This is a genomic window from Streptomyces sp. NPDC006435 (genome assembly GCF_040612315.1).
GTDB lineage: Bacteria > Actinomycetota > Actinomycetes > Streptomycetales > Streptomycetaceae > Streptomyces.
The window spans coordinates 70,303-91,396 of sequence record NZ_JBEXPY010000006.1 but is presented as its reverse complement, the minus strand read 5'-3'; the positions used below and the strand labels follow the sequence as shown (position 1 = coordinate 91,396).

15 protein-coding genes and 1 pseudogene are annotated in these 21,094 nt (G+C 71.5%); 11 read left to right on the top strand and 5 right to left on the bottom strand.

Going from position 1 to position 21,094, the window contains the following annotated elements; translation table 11 throughout:
- Window positions 1–98 precede the first annotated feature (98 nt).
- On the bottom strand, window positions 99–2,066 hold the full coding sequence (gene acs, locus ABZZ04_RS09400; protein WP_356931594.1) for an acetate--CoA ligase: 1,968 nt from the start codon (window positions 2,064–2,066) through the stop codon (window positions 99–101).
- Between the two features lie 255 nt (window positions 2,067–2,321).
- A complete protein-coding gene (locus tag ABZZ04_RS09395) occupies window positions 2,322–5,453 on the bottom strand; it encodes a SulP family inorganic anion transporter (protein ID WP_356931593.1) in 3,132 nt (1,043 codons plus the stop codon).
- Between the two features lie 283 nt (window positions 5,454–5,736).
- On the opposite strand from ABZZ04_RS09395, the gene ABZZ04_RS09390 reads away from it, so the two are divergent.
- Window positions 5,737–7,116: a hypothetical protein gene (locus ABZZ04_RS09390; protein WP_356931592.1), complete on the top strand. Its 1,380-nt coding sequence runs from the start codon at window positions 5,737–5,739 to the stop codon at window positions 7,114–7,116.
- Between the two features lie 241 nt (window positions 7,117–7,357).
- Here the strand turns inward: ABZZ04_RS09390 and ABZZ04_RS09385 are convergent, their stop codons facing one another.
- Complete coding sequence (locus ABZZ04_RS09385; RefSeq protein ID WP_356931591.1) at window positions 7,358–8,353, bottom strand: ATP-binding protein; 996 nt, start codon at window positions 8,351–8,353, stop codon at window positions 7,358–7,360.
- A gap of 102 nt (window positions 8,354–8,455) precedes the next feature.
- Here ABZZ04_RS09385 and ABZZ04_RS09380 point away from each other — a divergent pair, with 102 nt between their 5' ends.
- The gene (locus ABZZ04_RS09380) at window positions 8,456–9,280 is read left to right on the top strand and encodes an oxidoreductase (RefSeq protein ID WP_356931590.1); all 825 of its coding nucleotides are present in this window, start codon (window positions 8,456–8,458) and stop codon (window positions 9,278–9,280) included.
- 787 nt (window positions 9,281–10,067) lie between these two features.
- Here the strand turns inward: ABZZ04_RS09380 and ABZZ04_RS09375 are convergent.
- Window positions 10,068–10,904, bottom strand: a complete 837-nt coding sequence (locus ABZZ04_RS09375; RefSeq protein ID WP_148840640.1) for an HAD-IB family hydrolase — start codon at window positions 10,902–10,904, stop codon at window positions 10,068–10,070.
- A 500-nt stretch (window positions 10,905–11,404) separates the two neighbouring features.
- On the opposite strand from ABZZ04_RS09375, the gene ssd reads away from it, so the two are divergent.
- The 7 genes and pseudogenes from ssd to ABZZ04_RS09340 all read left to right on the top strand — a co-directional run.
- Window positions 11,405–12,532 (top strand): septum site-determining protein Ssd, encoded by a 1,128-nt coding sequence (gene ssd / locus ABZZ04_RS09370; protein ID WP_356931589.1) that lies wholly within the window; start codon window positions 11,405–11,407, stop codon window positions 12,530–12,532.
- Window positions 12,529–13,677, top strand: coding sequence for a TadA family conjugal transfer-associated ATPase (locus tag ABZZ04_RS09365; RefSeq protein WP_356931588.1), 1,149 nt, complete (start codon window positions 12,529–12,531; stop codon window positions 13,675–13,677). Before ssd ends, ABZZ04_RS09365 begins: the two co-directional genes overlap by 4 nt.
- Window positions 13,674–14,558 carry a type II secretion system F family protein gene (locus ABZZ04_RS09360; protein WP_356931587.1) on the top strand — a complete coding sequence of 295 codons (885 nt, stop codon included), beginning with the start codon at window positions 13,674–13,676 and terminating at the stop codon, window positions 14,556–14,558. The genes ABZZ04_RS09365 and ABZZ04_RS09360 overlap by 4 nt, the downstream gene beginning before the upstream one ends.
- Window positions 14,555–15,349 carry a type II secretion system F family protein gene (locus ABZZ04_RS09355; RefSeq protein WP_356931586.1) on the top strand — a complete coding sequence of 265 codons (795 nt, stop codon included), beginning with the start codon at window positions 14,555–14,557 and terminating at the stop codon, window positions 15,347–15,349. Before ABZZ04_RS09360 ends, ABZZ04_RS09355 begins: the two co-directional genes overlap by 4 nt.
- A 59-nt stretch (window positions 15,350–15,408) precedes the next feature.
- On the top strand, window positions 15,409–15,609 hold the full coding sequence (locus ABZZ04_RS09350; RefSeq protein WP_187438947.1) for a DUF4244 domain-containing protein: 201 nt from the start codon (window positions 15,409–15,411) through the stop codon (window positions 15,607–15,609).
- Window positions 15,596–16,021 (top strand): TadE family type IV pilus minor pilin, encoded by a 426-nt coding sequence (locus tag ABZZ04_RS09345; protein WP_356931585.1) that lies wholly within the window; start codon window positions 15,596–15,598, stop codon window positions 16,019–16,021. The genes ABZZ04_RS09350 and ABZZ04_RS09345 overlap by 14 nt, the downstream gene beginning before the upstream one ends.
- A gap of 116 nt (window positions 16,022–16,137) precedes the next feature.
- Window positions 16,138–16,443 (top strand): annotated as a pseudogene (locus ABZZ04_RS09340) (Rv3654c family TadE-like protein); the annotation flags it as partial.
- On the opposite strand, the gene ABZZ04_RS09335 reads toward ABZZ04_RS09340, so the two are convergent.
- Window positions 16,421–19,021: a DEAD/DEAH box helicase gene (locus ABZZ04_RS09335; protein ID WP_356931584.1), complete on the bottom strand. Its 2,601-nt coding sequence runs from the start codon at window positions 19,019–19,021 to the stop codon at window positions 16,421–16,423. The pseudogene ABZZ04_RS09340 and the gene ABZZ04_RS09335 overlap by 23 nt on opposite strands.
- A 78-nt stretch (window positions 19,022–19,099) precedes the next feature.
- On the opposite strand from ABZZ04_RS09335, the gene ABZZ04_RS09330 reads away from it, so the two are divergent.
- Together ABZZ04_RS09330 and ABZZ04_RS09325 are read left to right on the top strand one after the other, a co-directional pair.
- Window positions 19,100–19,453: an STAS domain-containing protein gene (locus tag ABZZ04_RS09330; RefSeq protein ID WP_003967428.1), complete on the top strand. Its 354-nt coding sequence runs from the start codon at window positions 19,100–19,102 to the stop codon at window positions 19,451–19,453.
- Window positions 19,454–20,390: 937 nt separating this feature from the next.
- Complete coding sequence (locus ABZZ04_RS09325) at window positions 20,391–20,873, top strand: ATP-binding protein (protein WP_356931583.1); 483 nt, start codon at window positions 20,391–20,393, stop codon at window positions 20,871–20,873.
- Window positions 20,874–21,094: the final 221 nt, after the last annotated feature.

The window sequence follows — 21,094 nt, the reverse complement described above, 5'->3', positions numbered from 1 at the left end:
AGGGGCGTCCGGCGCGTTGCCGGACGCCCCTCGGGGACGTACAAAACCGCAGGTGAAGGCGATTGCGGGCGCCTGTCGCCGTCGGTCCTTCGCCGCTGTCAGTCCTCGGAGGAGGTGGACGGCAGCTGGTTCTGGATGAGGTCCATCACCGAGGAGTCGGTGAGCGTCGTCACGTCACCCAGCTCGCGGTTCTCGGCGACGTCGCGCAGCAGACGGCGCATGATCTTGCCGGAGCGGGTCTTCGGCAGCTCGGCGACGGGCAGGATCCGCTTCGGCTTGGCGATCGGGCCGAGCGTGGCCCCGACATGGTTGCGCAGCTCGGCGACGAGCCCGTCGGAGGCCTCGGCCGTACCGCGCAGTATCACGAAGGCGACGATGGCCTGGCCGGTCGTCTCGTCGGCGGCACCGACCACGGCGGCCTCGGCGACCGACGGGTGCGACACGAGCGCCGACTCGACCTCGGTGGTCGAGATGTTGTGCCCGGACACGAGCATCACGTCGTCGACCCGGCCGAGCAGCCAGATGTCGCCGTCCTCGTCCTTCTTGGCGCCGTCGCCCGCGAAGTACTTGCCCTCGAAGCGCGACCAGTAGGTGTCGATGAAGCGCTGGTCGTCGCCCCAGATGGTGCGGAGCATCGACGGCCACGGCTCGGTGAGGACGAGGTAGCCGCCCCCGCCGTTCGGAACCTCGTTGGCCTCGTCGTCGACGACGGTGGCCGAGATCCCGGGCAGGGCGCGCTGGGCGCTGCCCGGCTTGGTGGCCGTCACGCCCGGCAGCGGGGAGATCATCATGGCGCCGGTTTCGGTCTGCCACCAGGTGTCCACGATCGGGCACTTGTCGGCGCCGATGTGCTTGCGGTACCACATCCACGCCTCGGGGTTGATCGGCTCACCGACCGAACCGAGGACCCGGAGACTGCTCAGGTCGAACTTGGCGGGGATGTCGTCACCCCACTTCATGAACGTCCGGATCGCGGTCGGCGCGGTGTAGAGGATCGTGACGCCGTACTTCTGCACGATCTCCCAGAACCGCCCCTGGTGCGGGGTGTCGGGCGTGCCCTCGTACATGACCTGGGTCGCGCCGTTGGCCAGCGGGCCGTAGACGATGTACGAGTGGCCGGTCACCCAGCCGATGTCGGCGGTGCACCAGAAGACGTCGGACTCCGGCTTGAGGTCGAAGACCGCGCTGTGGGTGTAGGCCGCCTGCGTGAGGTAGCCGCCGGAGGTGTGCAGGATGCCCTTCGGCTTACCCGTGGTGCCGGAGGTGTAGAGGATGAAGAGCGGCTGCTCCGCCTCGAAGGCCTCGGGGGTGTGCTCGGCGGACTGCCGGGCGGTGATCTCGTGCCACCAGACGTCGCGGCCCTCGGTCCACGCGGTGTCCTGGCCGGTGCGCCGCACCACGAGGACGTGCTCGACACCGTCGATGCGGGAGACCGCGTCGTCCACGGCGGGCTTGAGCGCGGACGGCTTGCCGCGCCGGTAGCCACCGTCGGCGGTGATGACGACCTTGGCGTCCGCGTCCTGGATGCGGGCGGCGATGGCGTCGGCGGAGAAGCCGCCGAAGACCACCGAGTGGGCGGCGCCGATGCGGGCGCAGGCCAGCATCGCGATGGCCGCCTCGGGGATCATCGGCAGGTAGACCGCGACCCGGTCGCCCTTGCCGACGCCGAGCTCGGTGAGCGCGTTGGCGGCGCGGGAGACCTCGTCCTTGAGCTGGGCGTAGGTGATGGCGCGGCCGTCGCCGGGCTCGCCCTCGAAGTGGATGGCGACCCGGTCGCCGTTGCCGGCCTCGACGTGACGGTCCACGCAGTTGTACGCGACGTTGAGCTTGCCGTCCGCGAACCACTTCGCGAAGGGCGGGTTGCTCCAGTCGAGCGTCTCGGTCGGCTCCGTGGCCCAGGTCAGGCGCCGGGCCTGCTCGGCCCAGAAGCCCAGCCGGTCCGCTTCGGCCTGCTCGTACGCCTCCGCTTTGACGTTGGCATTGGCGGCCAGATCGGCAGGCGGTGCGAACCGCCGCTCCTCCTTGAGCAGGTTGGCCAGGCTTTCGTTGCTCACGACATCTCCCATTCCCAGGGTGTCCGTTGTGTCCCGGGCATAGCTCATCAGGCCGGGGGCCGGGTGACAAGTGTCTGCCGGGAATTGGTTTAGACCTGTGTCTCGTGTATGGAGACCGTCCCGCATCCGCGCGCGGCGCGAGCGGTGCGGTGCATGATCACGCAATACGGAACGGAGCCGGGCATTGCGGTGCCATGCGGTGCAGAACGACGCGGATCTGCGCGGAGGCGGGACCACAAGGTCTCACGGACCGGGGGTGAATCCGGTTCAGACGCCGGTGTGTTCCAGCGGGCCCGGACCGGTATCGGAAGGACCACCCGGAACGGTGGGTGACGTGATGGCGGATGACGCGGCAGTGGGCGACGTGATGACGGGCGAGGCAGTCACGGGCGAGGCGGTCACGGGCGGGATGGTGATGGGGGCGGTGGAGCACACGGGTCTGCGGGAGTCGGTGGCCTCGGGGCCCACGGGGTCGAAGACCTCGTCCAGGGCCAGCCCGCTGCTCGCCTCCTCGGCCAGCAGATACGCCTGCGCCTCGCCCACATGGAAGTACATCCCGTGCAACTGGAGCGTTCCGTCGGCGAGCCGCCGGGCCACTGCTTCGTAGGACCTCAGATGGTCCAACTGCTGAACCACATTGGTGAGGCACAGCTGTTCGAGCGCATCGGTCGGAAGCCGTCCGGAGATCCGGGCCCAGGCGTGATTCCGGGACGCCATCCTGCGGAGGCTCGGCAGCCCGTGTCTCAGCCACCGCCACAGCGCCGTGGGGGGAGCGTCCCGGTCCGGTTCGCCGCCGAGGAGGGCCTGCATCGCACCGCAGCCGGAGTGCCCGCAGACAGTGATGGACTCGACCTTCAGCACGTCCACCGCGTACTCGATCGCGGCGCCCACCGAATCGTCCCCCGACTCGGTGTCCGGCAGGGGCACCAGATTGCCGATGTTCCGCACGGTGAACAGATCTCCCGGGCCGCTCGCCGTGATCATGCTGGTGACCAGCCGGGAGTCGGCACAGGTGATGAAGAGCTGGGACGGGCGCTGCCCCTCAAGGGCCAGCCTGGCCAGCTCGCCGCGCACCAACGGGGCCGTGTTGCGCTGGAACGAACTCAGACCACTGACCAGCCGGTTGCCCCCCGTCCTGCGCGGCGTACCACCGACCGGGGTGCCGTCGCCCGAAGCGCCGTCGACCCGGACGCCATCGGCCGAGGTGTCATGGGTCGGAGTGCTGCCGGTCAGGGCGCCTTCGGTCGGAGCGCCGTCGGTCGGGGTGCTGGGCGCGGTGGTGCGTGGGGTGCCCGGGGCGAACACCGGGGCGGTGGACGGAACAGTGGGTGAGCCGGTGGACGAGCCGAGGGGAAAGCCGTCTGTTCGGCTGCGGAGGCCGTACGGGGTGTGGTCTGCCGGGGCGTCGGCTGCGGCGAGGCCGGCGAGGTTGGTGGGGGCAATGGGGGTAGTGGGTCCGACGGGGCCTGGGGTGCTGTCGAGCGCACTGCCGGGGGAGGCGTTCCAGCCAGTGTCGGCATCGTGCGCAGGAGCCGTGCCGGTGCCGAGGGTGGGGATGGGGACGGGGCCCGGGCCGGAGAGTGCCCCGGCAAAGGGGGTTTCGGCGAAGGGCGTGCCGGTGCCATGGCGGAGTACGGGCATGCGGTCGGGCTCGTCGTGACAGTGATGGTTGCGCCACGGTGTCCACGGGCGGCAACAGGAGTGTGCCGCAGAGGCCGGCTCGGCGATCCGGCCACCGGACCTTCCGGTGAACACGACCCTGCCGCCATGGGCGGTCTGGGCGTTGCTCCAGTCCTGGATCGTCTCGTACGCCGCATGGTCCATGAAGAAGCCGTCCAACTCGACGACGGCGTCGCCACCCTGGGGCAGCTGGCCGAGCGTCCGGCTGAGCCGGGGCACCGCGAGGAACGTCAACTGCCCGCGTACGACGACCAGATGCTGTCCGCCCTGGTCGATCACCGTGATCCGGGTCCGGCCCAACCGGTGCATCGCCACGGCCACGGCCACGGCGATGCCGATCGCCACTCCCTTGAGCACCCCGAAGAGCAGGACACCGGTGATCGTCGCCCCGTACACCAGGAACTCGCGGTGCTTGTGGACATTGCGGATGTGGGCGAGATTCACCATCTGGATGCCGACCATCATCACCAGCGCGGCGAGTGCCGCCAGCGGGATCCACTCCAGCACGGTGACGAGCAGCACGGTGGCGAGCAGCATCCAGACTCCGTGCAGCACGGTGGAGGCACGCCCCCTGGCCCCGGCGCGCACATTCGCCGAGCTGCGCACCGCGCCGCCGGACACCGCCAGCCCGCCCACCAGCCCGGACAGTGCGTTGGCGATGCCCTGGGCCCGTAGTTCGCGGTCGAGGTCGGAACGTTTGAGGGGCGGCACGGGAAGGCCGGTCGAGCCGGGCGGCGCGCCCCGGTCCGATGCCGACGCCGCAGGCTCCGTGGGCGTGGGCGGCGTCGGTGAGCCGGTGCCGGCCCGGGGGGCCGCTCGTTCGGCGGCGCGGCCGGCTGACAGCTTGTCCACGGCGACCGCGGCGAGCAACGACTCCAGACTGGCCACCAGCATCACCGTGAACACCGCGGTGGCCAGGGCCAGTACGGGCCCGTGCGGCATCTCCGGGAAGGCGTGCGACCGCCAGGAGGGCAGGTCGACGCGGGCGATCCCGGGTGCGGCGAGGGCGGCCACAGTCGTGGCGGTCACCACGGCGGCGAGGGCGGCCGGGATTTTTCGTACCGCTCGGCCGCCCCGTCCCGGAAGTCTCGGCCACAGGACCAGGACGGCGATGGTCAGTACGCCGATCAACGGGGCGGCGGGGGCGACCCTGCTCAACTGGTCCGGCAGGGAAAGCACGTTGGCCACTGCTGAGCTCTGCGGCGATCCGCCGAGCACGATGTGCAACTGGGCGAGCGCGATGGCCACGCCGATTCCGGCGAGGGTGCCGTGCACGATGGCGGGGCTGACGGCGAGGGCGCTGCGTGCTGCCCGGATCGAACCCAGCAGGATCTGCAGCAGTCCGGCACCGATGGTGATCGCGCAGGTGGTGCGCCAGCCGTAGAGGTGGATCAACTCGGCTGTCACCACGGTCAGTCCGGCGGACGGGCCGCTGACCTGGAGAGGGGTGCCGCCGAGCAGTCCGGCGACGATGCCGCCGATGGCGGCGGAGATGAGCCCTGCCTGGAGCGGGGCGTCCATGGCGACGGCAAGGCCGAGCGACATGGGAACGGCGAGCAGGAAGACGGTGATCGAGGCGGACAGATCGGATCCCGCGATGTGGAACCGCCTTTTGGGGGGCGGCTGCGGCGGGCTGTGCGGTCGTTTGACTCCCGAGGCGCGCGATGGGCGCGAGCTGCGGGATGTGCGGTTATGACGAGTGGGGACGCAAGCAGACATGTTCCCGTCTCCTCCGGGGCAGCGCGGTCGCGGAATGTGGGACGCGGCCGTGGGTCACGGCGTGCAGCGGCGGGATTTCTCAACTCTCGGTAAATGGATCGTAATGGAGAGTAAAGATTCATGTCCATGGTTGGGATCAAATAGACGATTTACGCACCCGTTCAGGTGAATAAGTAGCTTTTCATATGGCCTGTCGTACTGATTTTGATGGGCCACATGCGACCTTGGCCGCGCCGTGTCGGCACTTTCAGTGCAAATCACTTGCAAGGAAGAGGGTGGGCGGATGATGGCCGCCACGAAGAAGGTCGCCACGAGGAGAGCCGTCACGAGTAGGGCTGCCGGGGCGAGGACCGCCCGGCGGGTCGCCCTGGGCGTCACGGTCGTTGCGCTGACCGCGGGAGTGGCCGGCTGTTCCTCCGGCCCGGACGTCGGCGCCGCCGGCCCGGGAGCCGCGAAGCGCGCCCCGGGAGCGGAGAAGGCCCCCGAGGCGAAGAAGAGGGCCCCCGAGGCTCCGCCCAAGAGTGTGTTCCGGCTCATCGGCGACGGGTCCACCGCTTTCACCGGCAGCCAGCCGAAGCAGCCCGTGCCCGAACGCCTGGCGCCAGGTCAGAAGCCCCCGCAGTTCGTGGTGTTCTCCTGGGACGGTGCGGGCGAGGACAGCCAGAAACTGTTCTCGCACTTCCGTGAGGTGGGCAAGAAGTACCACGCGAACATGACGTACTTCCTCAGCGGCGTGTACCTGCTGCCGGAGGACAAGCGGGAGCTCTACGACCCGCCGAAGCACAACGCCGGCAGCTCCGACATCGGCTTCAACGACACCGAGGGAATCCGGAACACCATCGCTCAGGTGCGTGGCGCCTGGGAGGACGGCGACGAGATCGGCACCCACTTCAACGGCCACTTCTGCGGCCCGGAGGGCGGCGTCGGCACCTGGTCCGTCGAGCAGTGGAAGAGCGAGATCAGCCAGGCCAAGTCCTTCGTGAAGAGCTGGAAGAGCAACGCGCCCGGCCTGGAGGAGGAGAAGCCGCTCCCCTTCGACTACGACAAGGAACTCGTCGGCGGCCGCACCCCCTGCCTGGAGGGGCAGAAGAACATGGTGGCCGCGGCTCGGACGATGGGCTTCCGCTACGACTCCAGCGGGGTCAACAACCAGGTCTGGCCGAAGAGGAAGGACGGCGTCTGGGACCTGTCGATGCAGCTCGTCCCCGTGCCGGGCCGCGAGTTCGAGACCCTCTCGATGGACTACAACTTCATGTTCAACCAGTCCGGTACGACGCAGGGAGACCCGGACCAGCACGAGTATTGGGGCAACCAGATGCGCGACGGCCTGCTCCAGGCCTTCGACCGCTCCTACGACGGCAACCGCGCCCCGCTGATCATCGGCAACCACTTCGAGTCGTGGAACGGCGGTACCTACATGCGCGCCGTCGAGGAGACCATCGCGACCGTCTGCACCAAGGAAGAGGTGCGCTGCGTGTCCTTCCGGCAGCTGGCCGACTGGCTGGACGCGCAGGACCCGGCGACGTTGGAGAAGCTCGGCACGCTCGGTGTCGGCCAGGCGCCCGAGCGGGGCTGGTCCGCTCTCCTCGGTGGAACGTCGTCCTCCAGGGCCGACGGCGCGGCCGGGGCCGCCCGTACGGAGGCCCGCCCGGACGAGAGCTGAGCGAACCCGCCGACGGGCCGGCCGAACCGCGCGGACTTCGACGCGTCCGGCGCCCCGTACGCCGGACGTGTCCGGGTGACGGAGCCGCGCGTCGGGCGCCGGACGGGGCGGAACACCGATCCCGGCCGGCGCCCGAGCGGACACCCGGAGGCGACACGGAACGCGACAGGACCTCGGCGGGGGAGCCGGCCAGGGCCGGCCCGGGAACCGGCCTCCCGGGCCGGCCCGGGAGGCCGGTGGCTCAGGCGGGCTGGGCGGCGCCGTCCTGCGCGTACCGCTCGTCGAGAACGAAGGAGGGGTCGACCTGGGCGGCCAGATCGGCCCCCGTCTTCTCGTTGCCCCAGCTCTCCGCGTTCTTCAGGTGGAAGTGCACCATCTGCCGTGTGTAACGCTCCCAGTCCCGCTGCCCGTACGAGTCCTCCGCCGCGTTCTGCAGAGCCTGCAGCGCCATCCGGTTGTCGGCCTCCAGCAGTTCGAAACGGGAGGGGCGCCCCTTCTCCATGGCCCGCACCCAGTCGGAGTGCCCGACACTGACCAGCAGGTCGTCGCCCACCTCGGCGCGCAGGAAGTCCAGGTCGTCCTCGCCCTGCACCTTGTTGCCGATCACCTTCAACGCGACCCCGAAGTCCCGCGCGTACTCCTTGTACTGGCGGTAGACGGAGACGCCCTTGCGGGTCGGTTCGGCGACCAGGAACGTCATGTCGAAGCGGGTGAACATCCCCGAGGCGAAGGAGTCCGAACCCGCCGTCATGTCGACGACGACGTACTCGTCGGGGCCGTCGACGAGGTGGTTGAGGCAGAGCTCGACCGCGCCGACCTTGGAGTGGTAGCAGGCGACCCCCAGATCCGACTCGGTGAACGGCCCGGTGGCCATCAACCGGATCTCCCCGTCGTCGAGCCGCACCGTACGGGCGCACGCGTCGTAGATCGGGTTGTCCTCGCGGATCCGCAACAGCCGCGACCCCTCGCCGGGCGGAGTCGTCTTGATCATCGTCTCGGCGGAGGCGATCCTCGGGTTGCTGCCGCGCAGGTACTCCTTGATCAGGGGCAGGTGGGCGCCCATGGCGGGCAGCGCCGCGGCCTCCTGGTCGTCCAGGCCGAGCGCGGCCCCGAGGTGCTGGTTGATGTCGGCGTCCACCGCGACGACGTGGGCTTCATTGGCGGCGAGGTGGCGGATGAAGAGCGAGGACAGCGTGGTCTTGCCGCTGCCGCCCTTCCCTACGAAAGCGATCTTCATGTTCACCTAGGGTAGCGGTGCAATTGCTTTCCGCTGTCACACTTCGTGAAGAAGGCCACTCCCCGGCGGTATCGGCGCAGAGGGCGCGTAGCCTCGCTACTTATGAGTACGACTGCCTCTGATCCGCTCGCCGCCCTGGGGTCCTTGCCGGGGGTCGCCGACGCGGTGGACTCCGTACGCAAGGCCGTCGACCGGGTCTACGGTCACCGTGTCATGCGGCGTCGCAGCAACGAGGTCACCGCCGAAGCGGCCCTGCGCGGCGCTCGCGGCTCGGCGGCGCTGTCGGGCGCCGACTGGAGCCTGGAAGAGGTGCGCCGACGCACCGACTTCAGCGGCGACGACGAGGCGCGGGTGATCGGCGCGGCCCTTCGGCTGACCGCCGAAGCGGGTCAACTCCTTTCCATCTGGCGGCAGTCGCCGCTTCGGGTGCTGGCCCGGCTGCACTTGGTCGCCGCCGGCGGCGTGGAGCCCGAGGATTCCATCGGCCGTCCGAGGCTCGCGGGCGAGCCCGTGGACGAACCGCTGGTCGAAGCGCCGCTGCCGGACGCCGACGAGGTGGCCGGACGACTGGAGGGACTCTCCGGGCTGATCCTCTCCGGGACTTCGGCGCCCGCACTGGTGACGGCGGCGGTCGTGCATGGTGAACTGCTGGCCCTGCGCCCCTTCGGCTCGTACAACGGGCTCGTCGCGCGGACCGCCGAACGGATCGTGCTGATCGGGAGCGGGCTCGACCCCAAGTCGATCTGCCCGGCCGAGGTGGGCCACGCCGAACAGGGGCGGGCGGCGTACCTCGCGGCGTTCGAGGGCTATCTGTCGGGTACGCCGGACGGGATGGCGGCCTGGATCGCCCACTGCGGGCGCTCCGTGGAACTGGGCGTCCGGGAGTCGACGGCGGTGTGCGAGGCGTTGCAGCGGGGTGCGGCGTAAAAAGGGAGCCGGAGCGGCGTGACGCCGTGAGTCCATGGGGCCCGGCTTCGTGGACCTCGAACCCGTGGGCTCGTGAGGTCGCGCAGTCACGGATTCGTGGGGTCATGGGTTCGTGAGGGTGGTGGGCCCGATGGGCGGCACGCGCGGCGGAATGGACAACTCCATCGGTGAGGTCCCGGGGTGGGACCTCGTCGAGCGAGGTCCGATGTCATGACTCCGCCGGGGTGAAAGCACCGAAGTGTCTTCACGGCGGTGACTTCCGGGAGCGGCTTCACCGCGCCGACTTCATCACCCCGGAAAAGGGTTGCGGCGGTACCGTCCTCGGTACCGCCGCTGGCATGTCTACCCAGTTACCATGCGTCCTCGATATGTGCCCATCAGGGAGGGTTCTTTGCCCTGTCCCTGGTGCGGCTGGCCCGTAATCGACGGGTCGACGTCGCGTGGGTGCTCGGTTTTCATGCTTCGGTCCGTGGGGCCTTCTCTGCGTTACTGGTAATCCTCTCGGATGTCCTTGGTCTCGCGGGCCGTTGAGTCCTTTGTACTCCAGAGGTGGTGCGAACGGTAGTGCTGGCCACACTTCTTTACTTTTAGGTTCAATTACGGGCGAGTCGGGTAATTCGTTCCGGGTGATCCGGAATGCGGATCACCCGGAACGTCCGGTCGGTGCGCCGGCCCCCGCAGCCGGCTACGCGATCGGCCCTGGGATCGGCCCCGCGGGGCGCCCGGTCGCGGGACTCGGTGGCGGGAGCCGGTGGTATGCGCGCCGGGGCCGCCGGGACGGGGATCGTCAGGCCGAGGCCGTGGCACCCCGGCGGCGGGACGTGTACCAGACCAGCCCCGCCGTCACGGCGGCCGCACCCACTGCCGCGGCGACCAGTGCCGGGCGTGGTGGCATCGAGAATGCGGGCAGGCGTTGCTTGAGGCGGACCGGTCGGTTGAAGACGAGAATCGGCCACTCGCGAAGGGTTGCTTCGCGCCGTAGCGCGCGGTCCGGATTGACCGCGTGCGGGTGGCCGACCGACTCCAGCATCGGTACGTCGGTGGCGGAGTCGCTGTAGGCGTAGCAGCGCGAGAGGTCGTACCCCTCCGACACCGCGAGGCTCCTGATCGCCTCGGCCTTGGTCGGGCCGTACGCGTAGTACTCCACCTCACCGGTGAAGCAGCCGTCGTCGCCGACCACCATTCGGGTGGCGACGACCCGGTCGGCGCCGAGCATCTCGCCGATGGGTTCGACGACCTCTGCGCCCGAGGTCGAGACGATCACCACGTCGCGCCCGGCGGTGTGATGCTCCTCGATGAGCGTCGCCGCTTCGTCGTAGATGATGGGGTCGATCAGATCGTGCAGGGTCTCGGCGACGATTTCTCTCACCTGCTGGACGTTCCAGCCCTTGCAGAGTGCGGAGAGATATTCTCGCATCCGTTCCATCTGATCGTGATCTGCGCCCCCGGCAAGGAACACGAACTGTGCGTACGCAGTGCGCAGTACGGCACGGCGGTTGATCAGTCCGCCTTGGTAGAAGGACTTGCTGAAGGCCAGTGTCGAAGACTTCGCAATGACCGTCTTGTCCAGGTCAAAGAAGGCTGCTGTGCGCGGCAAGAAGCGGTTTTCCACAAGGCAGAGCATAGGGGCCGACCATTCGGCGTAAACTCCGGCGCGTGGGTTTGCCTGAGAGGGCTCTCGGGTACACCATGGAAGTCACGGATCGTTCGCGACCGTGCTAACCCGGTCCGGCTCCTCCCCCCCCCGAGTCGGCCGTGGGGACGACCCCCGCTCTCCCCCCCGGCGGGGGTCGTCGCATGTCCGGGTGCGTTTCTTCCATTCGGAATCAAGCATTCCGCCTCCATTTCGGCCGTGACGGCTTGCCTCTCGCTCCGCCCCCATCACCCTGACTCGTCACGTTGTGTAGCGGAAGGGGTGCGCTGCGAAAGTCGCCGGTATGGGTGACGAAGTTATTCACAAGGGCGGAGTTGTCCCCAGCTTTTGAGCAAGATCCACATCTTTTCCCGAAGCGCTGCACGGTGATTCCTGCCGCGAAGTCCGCGGATTGCGGAATCGCCGGTCCCGGAACGATCCGGGATCACCGCGAACCGCGATGAGGGTGCAGTGGGAAGGGAGTGGAGATCTTGGCCGGGTCCATCGCGTGGGATCGTCCGCCGGCCGCCGGAGCACGGCGGGGCGGGCCACTGATCGTGACCGAGGACGTGGAACTGCTCGATGATCTGTTGCGGCTGTGCGCGGCAGCCGGGGCGGAACCGGAAGTCCATCACTCGCTGCCCGAGAACAGGGGCGGCTGGGAACAGCCCCCGATGGTTCTCGTGGGCGATGACGCCGCCGGGCGGTGCCGCGGGGCGGCGCGCAGACAGGGCGTGATGCTTGTCGGCCGGGAGCAGGACGACCCGGACGTCTGGCGCCGTGCGGTGGAGATCGGGGCCGAATACGTACTGAGGCTGCCCGATTCGGAGGGGTGGCTGGTCGACCAGATCGCCAATGCGGTGGAAGGCGTGGGCCGGTCGGCGCTCACCGTGGGGGTGATCGGCGGGCGGGGCGGATCCGGCGCGTCCACACTGGCCTGCGCCCTCGCGGTGACCGCCGCCAGGGCGGGCCGACGGACGATGCTGATCGACGGTGATCCGCTCGGCGGAGGCATCGACGTGCTGCTCGGAGGCGAACGGGCCGAAGGGATGCGATGGCCGGATTTCGCCCATTCGAAGGGTCGGGTCGGCGGAGGCGCGCTGGAGGAGTCGCTGCCCGCGTTGCACGGGCTGCGGGTGCTCAGCTGGGGCCGTGACGACTGGGTGGTCGTCCCGCCCCGGGCCATGCAGGCCGTACTGGCCGCCGCCCGCAGGCTCGGCGGGGTGGTCGTCGTCGATCTGCCCCGCCGGGTCGACGAGTCGGTGGCCGAGGCGCTTGCCCAGCTGGATCTGGGGCTGCTGGTGGTGCCGGGGGAACTCCGCGCGGTAGCGGCGGCGAAGCGGGTGGCGTCGATGGCCGGGATGGTCCTGGACGATCTGCGGGTCGTGGCCCGCGGCCCGTACGCGGCGGGCCTCGACGAGCGGTGGGTGGCACAGGCACTGGGGCTGCCGCTCATCGGTGAACTGCCGTTCGATGCCGGACTGTTGGCCGATCAGGACAGCGGATCCCCGCCGGGCGGAAGCGCTCGCGGCCCACTGGCCAGGTTCTGTGCGGCGTTCTGGGAGCGGGCGCTCGCCACGGAGAGTGCGGCGGGACGCACCGGTGGAGGCGTGTCGTGACGGAGACGCTGCTCGACGCCGTACGGCAACGGCTGGCGCAGAGTGGTACGGCACCGACCCCGGCCGGGGTGGCGGCCGCGTTACGGGCCCAGGGGCGGCTGCTCGGGGACGCCGAAGTGCTCGGCGCGGCCGAGGAGTTGCGCGGCGAGCTGGTCGGGACCGGGGTGCTGGAGCCGCTGCTCGCCGATCCGATGGTGACGGACGTACTGGTCTCCGCTCCGGACCGGGTGTGGGTGGACCGGGGCGGTGGGCTCGAACTGACCGGGGTGACCTTCACGGACGCCGCCGCGGTGCGCAGGCTGGCGCAGCGGCTGGCCGCCGTGGCGGGGCGGCGGCTGGACGACGCCCGCCCCTGGGTGGACGCCCGGCTGCCGGACGGCACCCGTATGCATGCCGTGCTGCCACCGGTGTCGGTCGGCTCGACGTGTCTGTCGCTGCGGGTGGTGCGGCCCAGGGCCTTCTCGCTGACGGAACTGGTCGCGGCGGGGACCGTGCCGCCCGGCGGTGACCGGGTGCTGCGGGCCCTGGTGGAGGCCCGCGTCTCGTACCTGATCAGCGGAGGGACGGGCGCGGGGAAGACGACCCTTCTGTCGAGTCTGCTGGGCGCGGTCGGGGAGCGCGAGCGAATCGTGCTCGCCGAGGACTCGGCGGAGCTGCGGCCGGACCATCCGCATGTGGTGCGCCTGGAGTCACGTCCCGCCAACCAGGAAGGGGCGGGACGGGTGACGCTCCGGGACCTGGTGCGGCAGGCGCTGCGCATGAGGCCCGACCGGCTGGTGGTCGGAGAGGTCCGCGGTGCCGAGGTCACGGAACTCCTGGCCGCCCTCAACACGGGCCATGAAGGCGGTTGCGGGACGGTCCACGCCAACGCGGCCGAGCACGTGCCGGCCCGTCTCGAAGCGCTGGGGACGGCGGCGGGGCTGGAGCGGACGGCGCTCCACAGCCAGCTGGCGGCAGCCCTGTCGGTGGTGGTCCACCTCGTGCGCGACCGGGCCGGGCAGCGGCGGATCGCCGAGGTGCACGTCCTGGAGCGGGACGCGGCGGGGCTGGTGGTGACCGTGCCCGCCCTGCGCTGGGGCGCCGACGGTTTCGTACGGGAACGGGGCTGGGAACGGCTGCACTCGCTGATCGGAGGCGAGCCGTGAGCGGCGGCGGTGCGCCGACGGGGTCGGTGACGGGCGTGGCCTGCGCGGCTGCTCTGTGTGCCGGAGCGGCGGCCTGGCTGGTGGTGGCACGGGACCACGGGCGGCAGAGGGCGCGGGTGCTGTTCGTCGACGGGCCGGTCCGCTCGCCGCTGCGCGTGTGGTGGGAGCGGGCCGGAGCACGGCTGCTGGAGTGCTTGCGGGAGCGGAGGGAATGGCTCTGCCTCCCGGTGGCGCTGATCGTCGCCGTGCCGGGGGCGTCCGTGCTGCCGTTGCTCGCCGGGGCGGCGGCGGTGCCGCTGGTACGCCGGTGGCTGCGCGGGCGGTCCCGGAGACAGGAGCGGGAACGCCGCGAGGCGGGGGTGGTGGCGCTGTGCGGCGCGGTCGTGGGCGAGCTGCGGGCCGGGCGCGAGCCGGGGCAGGCGCTGCTGGCCGCGGTCCGGGAAACGGGGGTGCTGGGGGCGGCGGAGGCCGGTGTGTCGGCTGCGGCCCGGTTCGGCGGTGATGTACCGGCGGCGCTCGGGCAGGCGGCGCGGGAGCCCGGCCTGGACGGGCTCGCCGGAGTGGCGGCCTGCTGGCGGGTGGCGGTGGACGGCGGGGCCGGGCTCGCGGCGGGCCTGGACCGGCTGGAGGGAGCGCTGCGGGCCGAGCGGCGCAGACGGGAGGAGTTGCGGGCCCGGCTGGCGGGAGCCTGGTCGACGGTCGCCGTACTGGCCCTGCTTCCGGTGCTGGGGCTGGGCCTGGGAGCGGCGCTCGGGGCCGACCCCCTGCGGGTGCTCCTCCACACCCCGGCCGGGCTGGCCTGTGTGGTGGTGGGCGGGCTGCTGGAGGCCGCGGGGCTCTGGTGGGCCGGCCGGATCGTACGGGCGGGGGAGACGGCATGAGCGGAATCATCGGTGGGGCCGGGTTCGGGGCGGCGGTGTGCGCGGCTCTCGGCACGGCGGCCTTCTGGTCGGCCCTTGCCCTGGCAGGAACGAGGCGGAAGCGGGCGGGGCGCCGCCGGGGCGCGGTGCTGCTGGCGCTTCCCCCGGAGAGACGCCGACGCGGGCGCACGGTCTCCCACGACCGGGTGAAGGAGTGGACCGCGCCGCTGGCGGCCGCGGTGACGGGCTGGGCCCTGATCAGTGGCCCGCTGGGGTGTGCGGCAGGGCTGGCAGGGGGTTACGGCGTCTGGCGGTGGCAGCGGGCCCGCAAGGGACACGAGCAGCGGGACGAGAAGGAGCAGCAGGCGCGGGCCGCACGCCAACTCCCGCTGGCGTCCGACCTGCTGGCGGCCTGTGTCTCTGCCGGTGCCGGGCCGGGAGAGGCGGCCGAAGCGGTGGGGGAGTCGCTCGGCGGGCCGGTCGGCACGAGCCTGGCGCAGGCGGCCGCGGAGATCCGTCTCGGCGGCGAACCCGCGGCGGCCTGGGGGAGGTTCGGCGAGATCCCGGGTGCGGACGCACTGGCCCGCTGCCTGGACCGGGCGGGCTCGACCGGGGCTCCGGCGGCCGAACCGGTGGCGAGGCTGGCCGAGGCGATGCGGGCGGAACGGGCGAGCGCTGCCGTGGCGCGCGCACAGCGCGCGGGCGTACTGATCACCGGCCCGGTCGGACTCTGCTTCCTGCCCGCCTTCCTGGCGGTGGGCGTGGCCCCGGTGGTGATGGGCCTGGCGACCGGACTGCTGCACACCAGGTGACCCGAAAGATCGGGCGCCTGAATTTTTCCTACGAGGACGAGCGATCAGCGGGGGTTGAAATGGCACGGCGAATCAGGGACTGGGCACGTGGCGTGGCACGCCGGGTCCGGTCGGACAACGGAATGACGACATCCGAATACGCGGTGGGAACGATCGCGGCCTGCGCGTTCGCGGCGGTGCTCTACAAGGTGGTCACCAGCCAGCCGGTCATGTCCGCACTGCAGTCACTGCTGAAGGAAGCGCTCGATGCGAAGTTCTGAGCGTGGCCGCGGGCGACGACCCGCCGGGTGCCGTTCCCGGGGCGCGGACGGAAGAGCAGGGGAGGGGCGGGACCGGGGCGCGGTGACGGCCGAAGCGGCCATGGCGGTTCCGGTGCTGGTGGTGTTCGCCCTGACGCTGGTCTGGGCGCTGATGGCGGCCTCCGCCCAGATCCGGTGCGTGGACGCGGCGAGAGCCGGGGCAAGGGCCGCGGCCCGCTCCGAACCGGAGGCCCAGGCGCTGGATGTCGCCCGGTCGGCGGCCCCCGAAGGGGCCGAGATCGTGATGGGGCGGACCGGGGAACTGTGGCGGGTGCGGGTCGAGGCGTCGGCACCGGGCCCCGGCCCGCTGGCCCTGACGCTCCGCGCGGAGGCGGCGGCACTGGCCGAGGACACGGTGGGGGCGGAGCAGTGACCGGTGTACGGGAACGGGCGAGGGGCGGCGACAGGAGCAGCGGGGGCGGTGGAAGGACGGCGGGCGGCAACGGGAGCAGCGGGGGTGGCGGAAGGACGGCGGGCGGGGACAGGGGACTGGCGACGGTGTGGGTGGCGATGACCACGGCCACGTTGTGCGCGGTGTTCGCGGTGGTGCTGGCGATCGGGCAGGTGGTGGTCGTCCGGCATCGGGCTGGCGGTGCGGCGGACCTGGCGGCCCTGGCCGCGGCGGACCGGGCCCTGCAAGGACCCGGGACGGCCTGCGGGACCGCGGAGAAGGTGGCCGAGGCGCAGGGGGCGGTGCTGGTGCGGTGCGTGGTGGACGGGGAGGTCGCCGATGTGACGGCCCGGGTGGGATTCGGGCCGTACGGGGCGGAGGTCAGGTCCCGGGCCGGTCCTCCGACCGCCGCTCCGGCTCCTGCCTCGGCTCCGGCTCCTGCCTCGATCCCGAGGAGGCCGGCTCCGCCCCGGGTTTCTGCCCCTGCCCCGATCCCGAAGGGGCCGGCTGCGGGGTACCCGGCTCTTCGGGGGGCTGCGGGGCGGAGCGGAGGAGTTCCGTGAGGAGACGCACGGCGCCGCGCTTGTGCAGCGGTTCGTTGCCGTTGCCGCACTTGGGGGACTGGATGCAGGAGGGGCAGCCCGCCTCGCACTCGCAGGACGCGATGGCCCGGCGGGTCGCGGTCAGCCAGGCCCGGGCGGTGTGGAAGGCCCGCTCGGCGAATCCGGCGCCGCCCGGGTGGCCGTCGTACACGAAGACCGTGGGCAGCAGGGTGTCCGGATGCAGCGGCACGGAGACGCCACCGATGTCCCACCGGTCGCAGGTGGCGAACAGCGGCAGCATCCCGATCGACGCGTGCTCCGCGGCGTGCAGGGCCCCGCCCAGGATCTCCGGATTGACCCGGGCGGCGTCGAGCTGGTCCTCGGTGACCGTCCACCACACGGCCCGGGTGCGCAGGGTGCGGGGCGGCAGGTCCAGTTTGGTCTCGCCGAGGACCTCGCCGGTGATCAGTTTGCGACGCAGGAAGGAGACGACCTGGTTGGTCACCTCGACGGAGCCGTAACAGAGCCGTCCGTCACCCCAGGGGATCTCGGTGTCGGTCTCCAGGACGGCGATGGAGGTGGTGTCGCGTGCGGTGGTCGAGTACGGCGGGACGGCCTCCTCGACCAGGGCCACCGAGTCCTCCAGGTCCAGCTTCCGGACCAGGTAGGTGCGTCCCTGGTGGAGGTGGACGGCACCTTCGTGGACAGCGGTGTGCGCGGCCGATTCGTCGACGGTGCCCAGGAGCCGGCCGGTGCCCTCCTCGACGATCTGGACGGGGCGCCCGCCCTCGCCGCGGATGTCGGTGAGGTCGACGGCGCGCTCGCGGCGGGTCCAGTGCCATCCCGTCGTCCGTCTGCGCAGCAGCTTCGCCGCTTCCAGCTGCGGCAGCAGTTCGGCCACGGCGGGGCCGAAGAGGTCCAGGTCGGGCCGGGTGAGGGGGAGCTCGGCCGCGGCGGCGCACAGATGGGGGGCGAGGACATACGGGTTGTCCGGATCGAGGACGGTCGACTCCACCGGCTGCTGGAACAGCGCCTCGGGGTGGTGGACGAGGAAGGTGTCCAGCGGGTCGTCGCGGGCCACCAGGACGGCCAGGGCGCCCTGGCCGGCGCGCCCGGCCCGACCGGCCTGCTGCCACAGCGAGGCCCTGGTGCCGGGGTAGCCGGCGATGACGACGGCGTCCAGCCCGGAGACGTCCACGCCGAGTTCCAGGGCGGTGGTGGCGGCCAGGCCGAGCAGCTGTCCGGAGTGCAGGGCGCGTTCCAGGGCGCGGCGCTCCTCGGGGAGGTAGCCCCCGCGGTAGGCGGCGACCCGGTCCGGCAGGGAGCGGTCCACCTCGGCGAGGCGTTCCTTGGCGATGACGGAGATCAGCTCGGCGCCGCGCCGGGAGCGCACGAAGGCGACCGAGCGGACGCCCTGGACGGTCAGATCGGTGAGGAGGTCGGCGGTCTCGGCGGTGGCGGTACGGCGTACGGGCGCGCCCTTCTCGCCGTGCAGCTCGGTCAGGGGCGGCTCCCACAGGGCGAAGACGAGTTCGCCGCGGGGCGAGGCGTCGTCGGCGATCTCCGTGACCCGGAGGCCGGTGAGGCGGCCCGCGGCGACGGAGGGCTCCGCCGCCGTGGCGGAGGCGAGGAGGAAGACCGGATCCGCGCCGTAGCGGGCGCACAGCCGGCGGAGGCGGCGCACCACCTGGGCGACGTGGGAGCCGAAGACGCCGCGGTAGGTGTGGCACTCGTCGATGACGACGAAGCGCAGGGCGCGCAGGAAGGAGGACCAGCGTGGATGGGACGGGAGTATGCCGCGGTGCAGCATGTCGGGGTTGGTCAGGACGTAGTTGGCGTACTGGCGCACCCATTCGCGTTCCTCGACCGGGGTGTCGCCGTCGTAGACCGCGGGTCTGACGGCGTTGCCGAGCGGTGCCGCGAGTTCCTTCACCGCCCGCCTCTGGTCGGCGGCCAGGGCCTTGGTGGGGGCCAGGTACAGGGCGGTGGAGCCGCGGCCGTTCGGGGCCTCGGAGCCGTCGAGCAGGGTGCTGAGGACGGGGGCGAGGTAGGCGAGCGACTTGCCGGACGCGGTGCCGGTGGCGATGACCACGGATTCGCCGTCCAGGGCGTGCTCGGCGGCTGCCGCCTGGTGCGCCCACGGATGATCGATTCCGGCCTTCCGGATCGCGGCGACGACTTCCGGCCGGATGCGATCGGGCCAGATGGCATGGGTTCCCGCGCGCGGGGGCAAGTGCTCCGTATGAGTGATGCGCGCGGACCGGCCCGCCACTGCGGCGAGTCGGTCGAGGACCATGTCGGGAGAGGGGCTGGAGTCCTCGTTCCCGGGCGGTCGGCTGGGGCGGTGATTCTTGGCCATCGGCATCGAGTGTGTCACTGGCGTGACGGACAATGGCCCCAAGGCGTCGTGCATGCCTGCTGGTAAGTGATTGAATGCCATCGCGGCTGGCGATCCGTTCCCCGGCTCCGCCGGGGAGACCGAGGGGCGACCGCTCGATAGCAAGGTGCTGGAGGATCCGTGGACCTGTCCTTGTCGACTCGCAATGTGTCCGGCCCTGGTGGCGACCGTACGGTCGTCGAGGTCGGTGGCGAGATTGATGTGTATACCGCGCCCAAGCTGCGCGAGCAGTTGGTCGAGTTGGTGAATGACGGCAGTTACCACCTGGTCGTCGACATGGAAGGCGTCGACTTCCTCGACTCCACCGGTCTCGGCGTGCTGGTGGGCGGCCTGAAGCGTGTCCGGGCCCACGAGGGCTCGCTGCGCCTGGTCTGCAACCAGGAGCGCATTCTCAAGATCTTCCGGATCACCGGTCTGACCAAGGTGTTCCCGATCCACACCACGGTCGACGAGGCCGTCGCGGCCACCGACTGACGTCCGGTTCCGCCGTTCGGACCGGCCGAGGGGCCGGTCCGGCGCGGATCGGCGCACGGGCCGGATGCCGGGCCCCGGCGGGCGGACCGTCCGACGCGGACGGGCTTCGCCGTCGGGTGGCAGGGTCGCCGTGTACGGGCCCGCCGGGCGGTCGTGCGGCTTCCCTGCCGGGCGGTCGTGTGGTTGGCCGGATATGTGACTCATCGGCCGGGTACGGGTGAGCGGGTGGCCGGGAAACCGGCGCCGGGAGCCCTGAACGGGCGAAGGGGCCGGAACGATCCGGTGCCTCGGTACGGGGCCGGGTGTCCGGGCGATGGCCGGAGGTCTTCCGGCCGGGCTTTCGGTGTCCGGACGGCCGGCCGGGTTGTCCGGGGCGTCCGAGTGGCTGTCGGCCGGGGTTCGTCGATCGGGTCGGCTGCCCGCCGGGCGGTCGGGCCGTCCGTCTGCCGGACGGGTGATCGTGTCGCCGGTGACCTGTGTGGCTGTCCGCCGGTCGGGTCATCGCCCGGCCGGGTCTTCGGCCGACGCCCGGCCGACCGGTGGTCGGGCGGATGCCGGGCGGTCGGCGGCTCGCCGTTCGGCAGGTGGTGGCCGGATCTTCCGCCCCGGGGTTTGTGGGTCGGCGCGGACCGGTGTGTGATGGTCGGTGGCGGCCTGTCGGCCGGGCCGCACGTCCGGCGCCCGGTCGGCCCGGAAGCGGGCCGGTCACCGGGTGGACGTCCGTGGGCGTCCGTCGTTGGTGGATGTCTGTCGTCGGCCGGTGGCCGTACGTCGGCGGTCCGGTTCGTCCGGCGGTCGACGGACGGGGCGGCCGGTCGTCGATCCCTGCAGGTTCCGGCAAAGAAGTTGTTCCTGCAGGTTCCGGAAGAAGAGCAGGGGCGCCGGGCAGCGGGCCCGGGACCCTGGGATGCACGCCCGTACGTCTGAGGGGGATCGCATGGCCACCGTTGAACTCCGCTTCAGCGCCCAGCCCGAACACGTCAGGACGGCCCGCCTCGTGGCCGCCGCCGTGGCACGCCGGGCGGGTATCGACGAAGCCGTGCTCGACGAGGTCAGACTCGCTGTCGGCGAGGCCTGCAGCCGCGCCGTCGGGCTGCACCGCAGCCATGGCATCACCGCTCCTGTCACCGTCGCCCTGATCGAGGAGGAGAAGTCCTTCGCCGTGGAGGTCGGCGACGAGGTGCCGGGGCCGGGCGCCGAGCCCACCCTGGGCGGGCGGGCCGGGGCGTCCGAGGCGCATGGCGCCACGTCCGGCGCGGGGCTCGACGAACCGGACCACGAGAGCGACGCGGACGGCGAGGACCAGATGGGGCTCGCGGTCATCAGCGGCCTCGTCGACGACGTGGAGGTCCGGTCGGGGATCAACGGCGGAGTGATCCGCATGACCTGGCCGAAGGCGCCCGTGGACGCCCTTCCCTGAAGACACGGAGGCCGTAGGGGCGCGGGGGGACGCAGGGGCGCGGAGGCGCGAGAGGTGCTCCGCTGAGCTTCCCGGAAGCGTGCCCCGGGGCACCGAACCACCGTCTCCGTCGGGGCGGTCCGCCCGCCGGGACGCGACCCGACTCCTCGTCCGGACCATTTCTCGTTTCTCGATCCGCCATTTGAGGCCCTGCTGAGCAGGGCCTTTATTCATTTCGACGT

Bases quoted from the DNA above. Each gene is read 5' to 3' on its own strand.
- ABZZ04_RS09350 (WP_187438947.1), top strand. From the start codon at position 15,409: ATGGCACGGCGAATCAGGGACTGGGCACGTGGCGTGGCACGCCGGGTC.
- ABZZ04_RS09390 (WP_356931592.1), top strand. From the start codon at position 5,737: ATGATGGCCGCCACGAAGAAGGTCGCCACGAGGAGAGCCGTCACGAGT.
- ABZZ04_RS09395 (WP_356931593.1), bottom strand. From the start codon at position 5,453: ATGTCTGCTTGCGTCCCCACTCGTCATAACCGCACATCCCGCAGCTCG.
- ABZZ04_RS09345 (WP_356931585.1), top strand. From the start codon at position 15,596: ATGCGAAGTTCTGAGCGTGGCCGCGGGCGACGACCCGCCGGGTGCCGT.
- ABZZ04_RS09335 (WP_356931584.1), bottom strand. From the start codon at position 19,021: ATGGCATTCAATCACTTACCAGCAGGCATGCACGACGCCTTGGGGCCA.
- ABZZ04_RS09375 (WP_148840640.1), bottom strand. From the start codon at position 10,904: ATGCTCTGCCTTGTGGAAAACCGCTTCTTGCCGCGCACAGCAGCCTTC.
- acs (WP_356931594.1), bottom strand. From the start codon at position 2,066: ATGGGAGATGTCGTGAGCAACGAAAGCCTGGCCAACCTGCTCAAGGAG.
- ABZZ04_RS09380 (WP_356931590.1), top strand. From the start codon at position 8,456: ATGAGTACGACTGCCTCTGATCCGCTCGCCGCCCTGGGGTCCTTGCCG.
- ABZZ04_RS09325 (WP_356931583.1), top strand. From the start codon at position 20,391: ATGGCCACCGTTGAACTCCGCTTCAGCGCCCAGCCCGAACACGTCAGG.
- ABZZ04_RS09355 (WP_356931586.1), top strand. From the start codon at position 14,555: ATGAGCGGAATCATCGGTGGGGCCGGGTTCGGGGCGGCGGTGTGCGCG.
- ABZZ04_RS09385 (WP_356931591.1), bottom strand. From the start codon at position 8,353: ATGAAGATCGCTTTCGTAGGGAAGGGCGGCAGCGGCAAGACCACGCTG.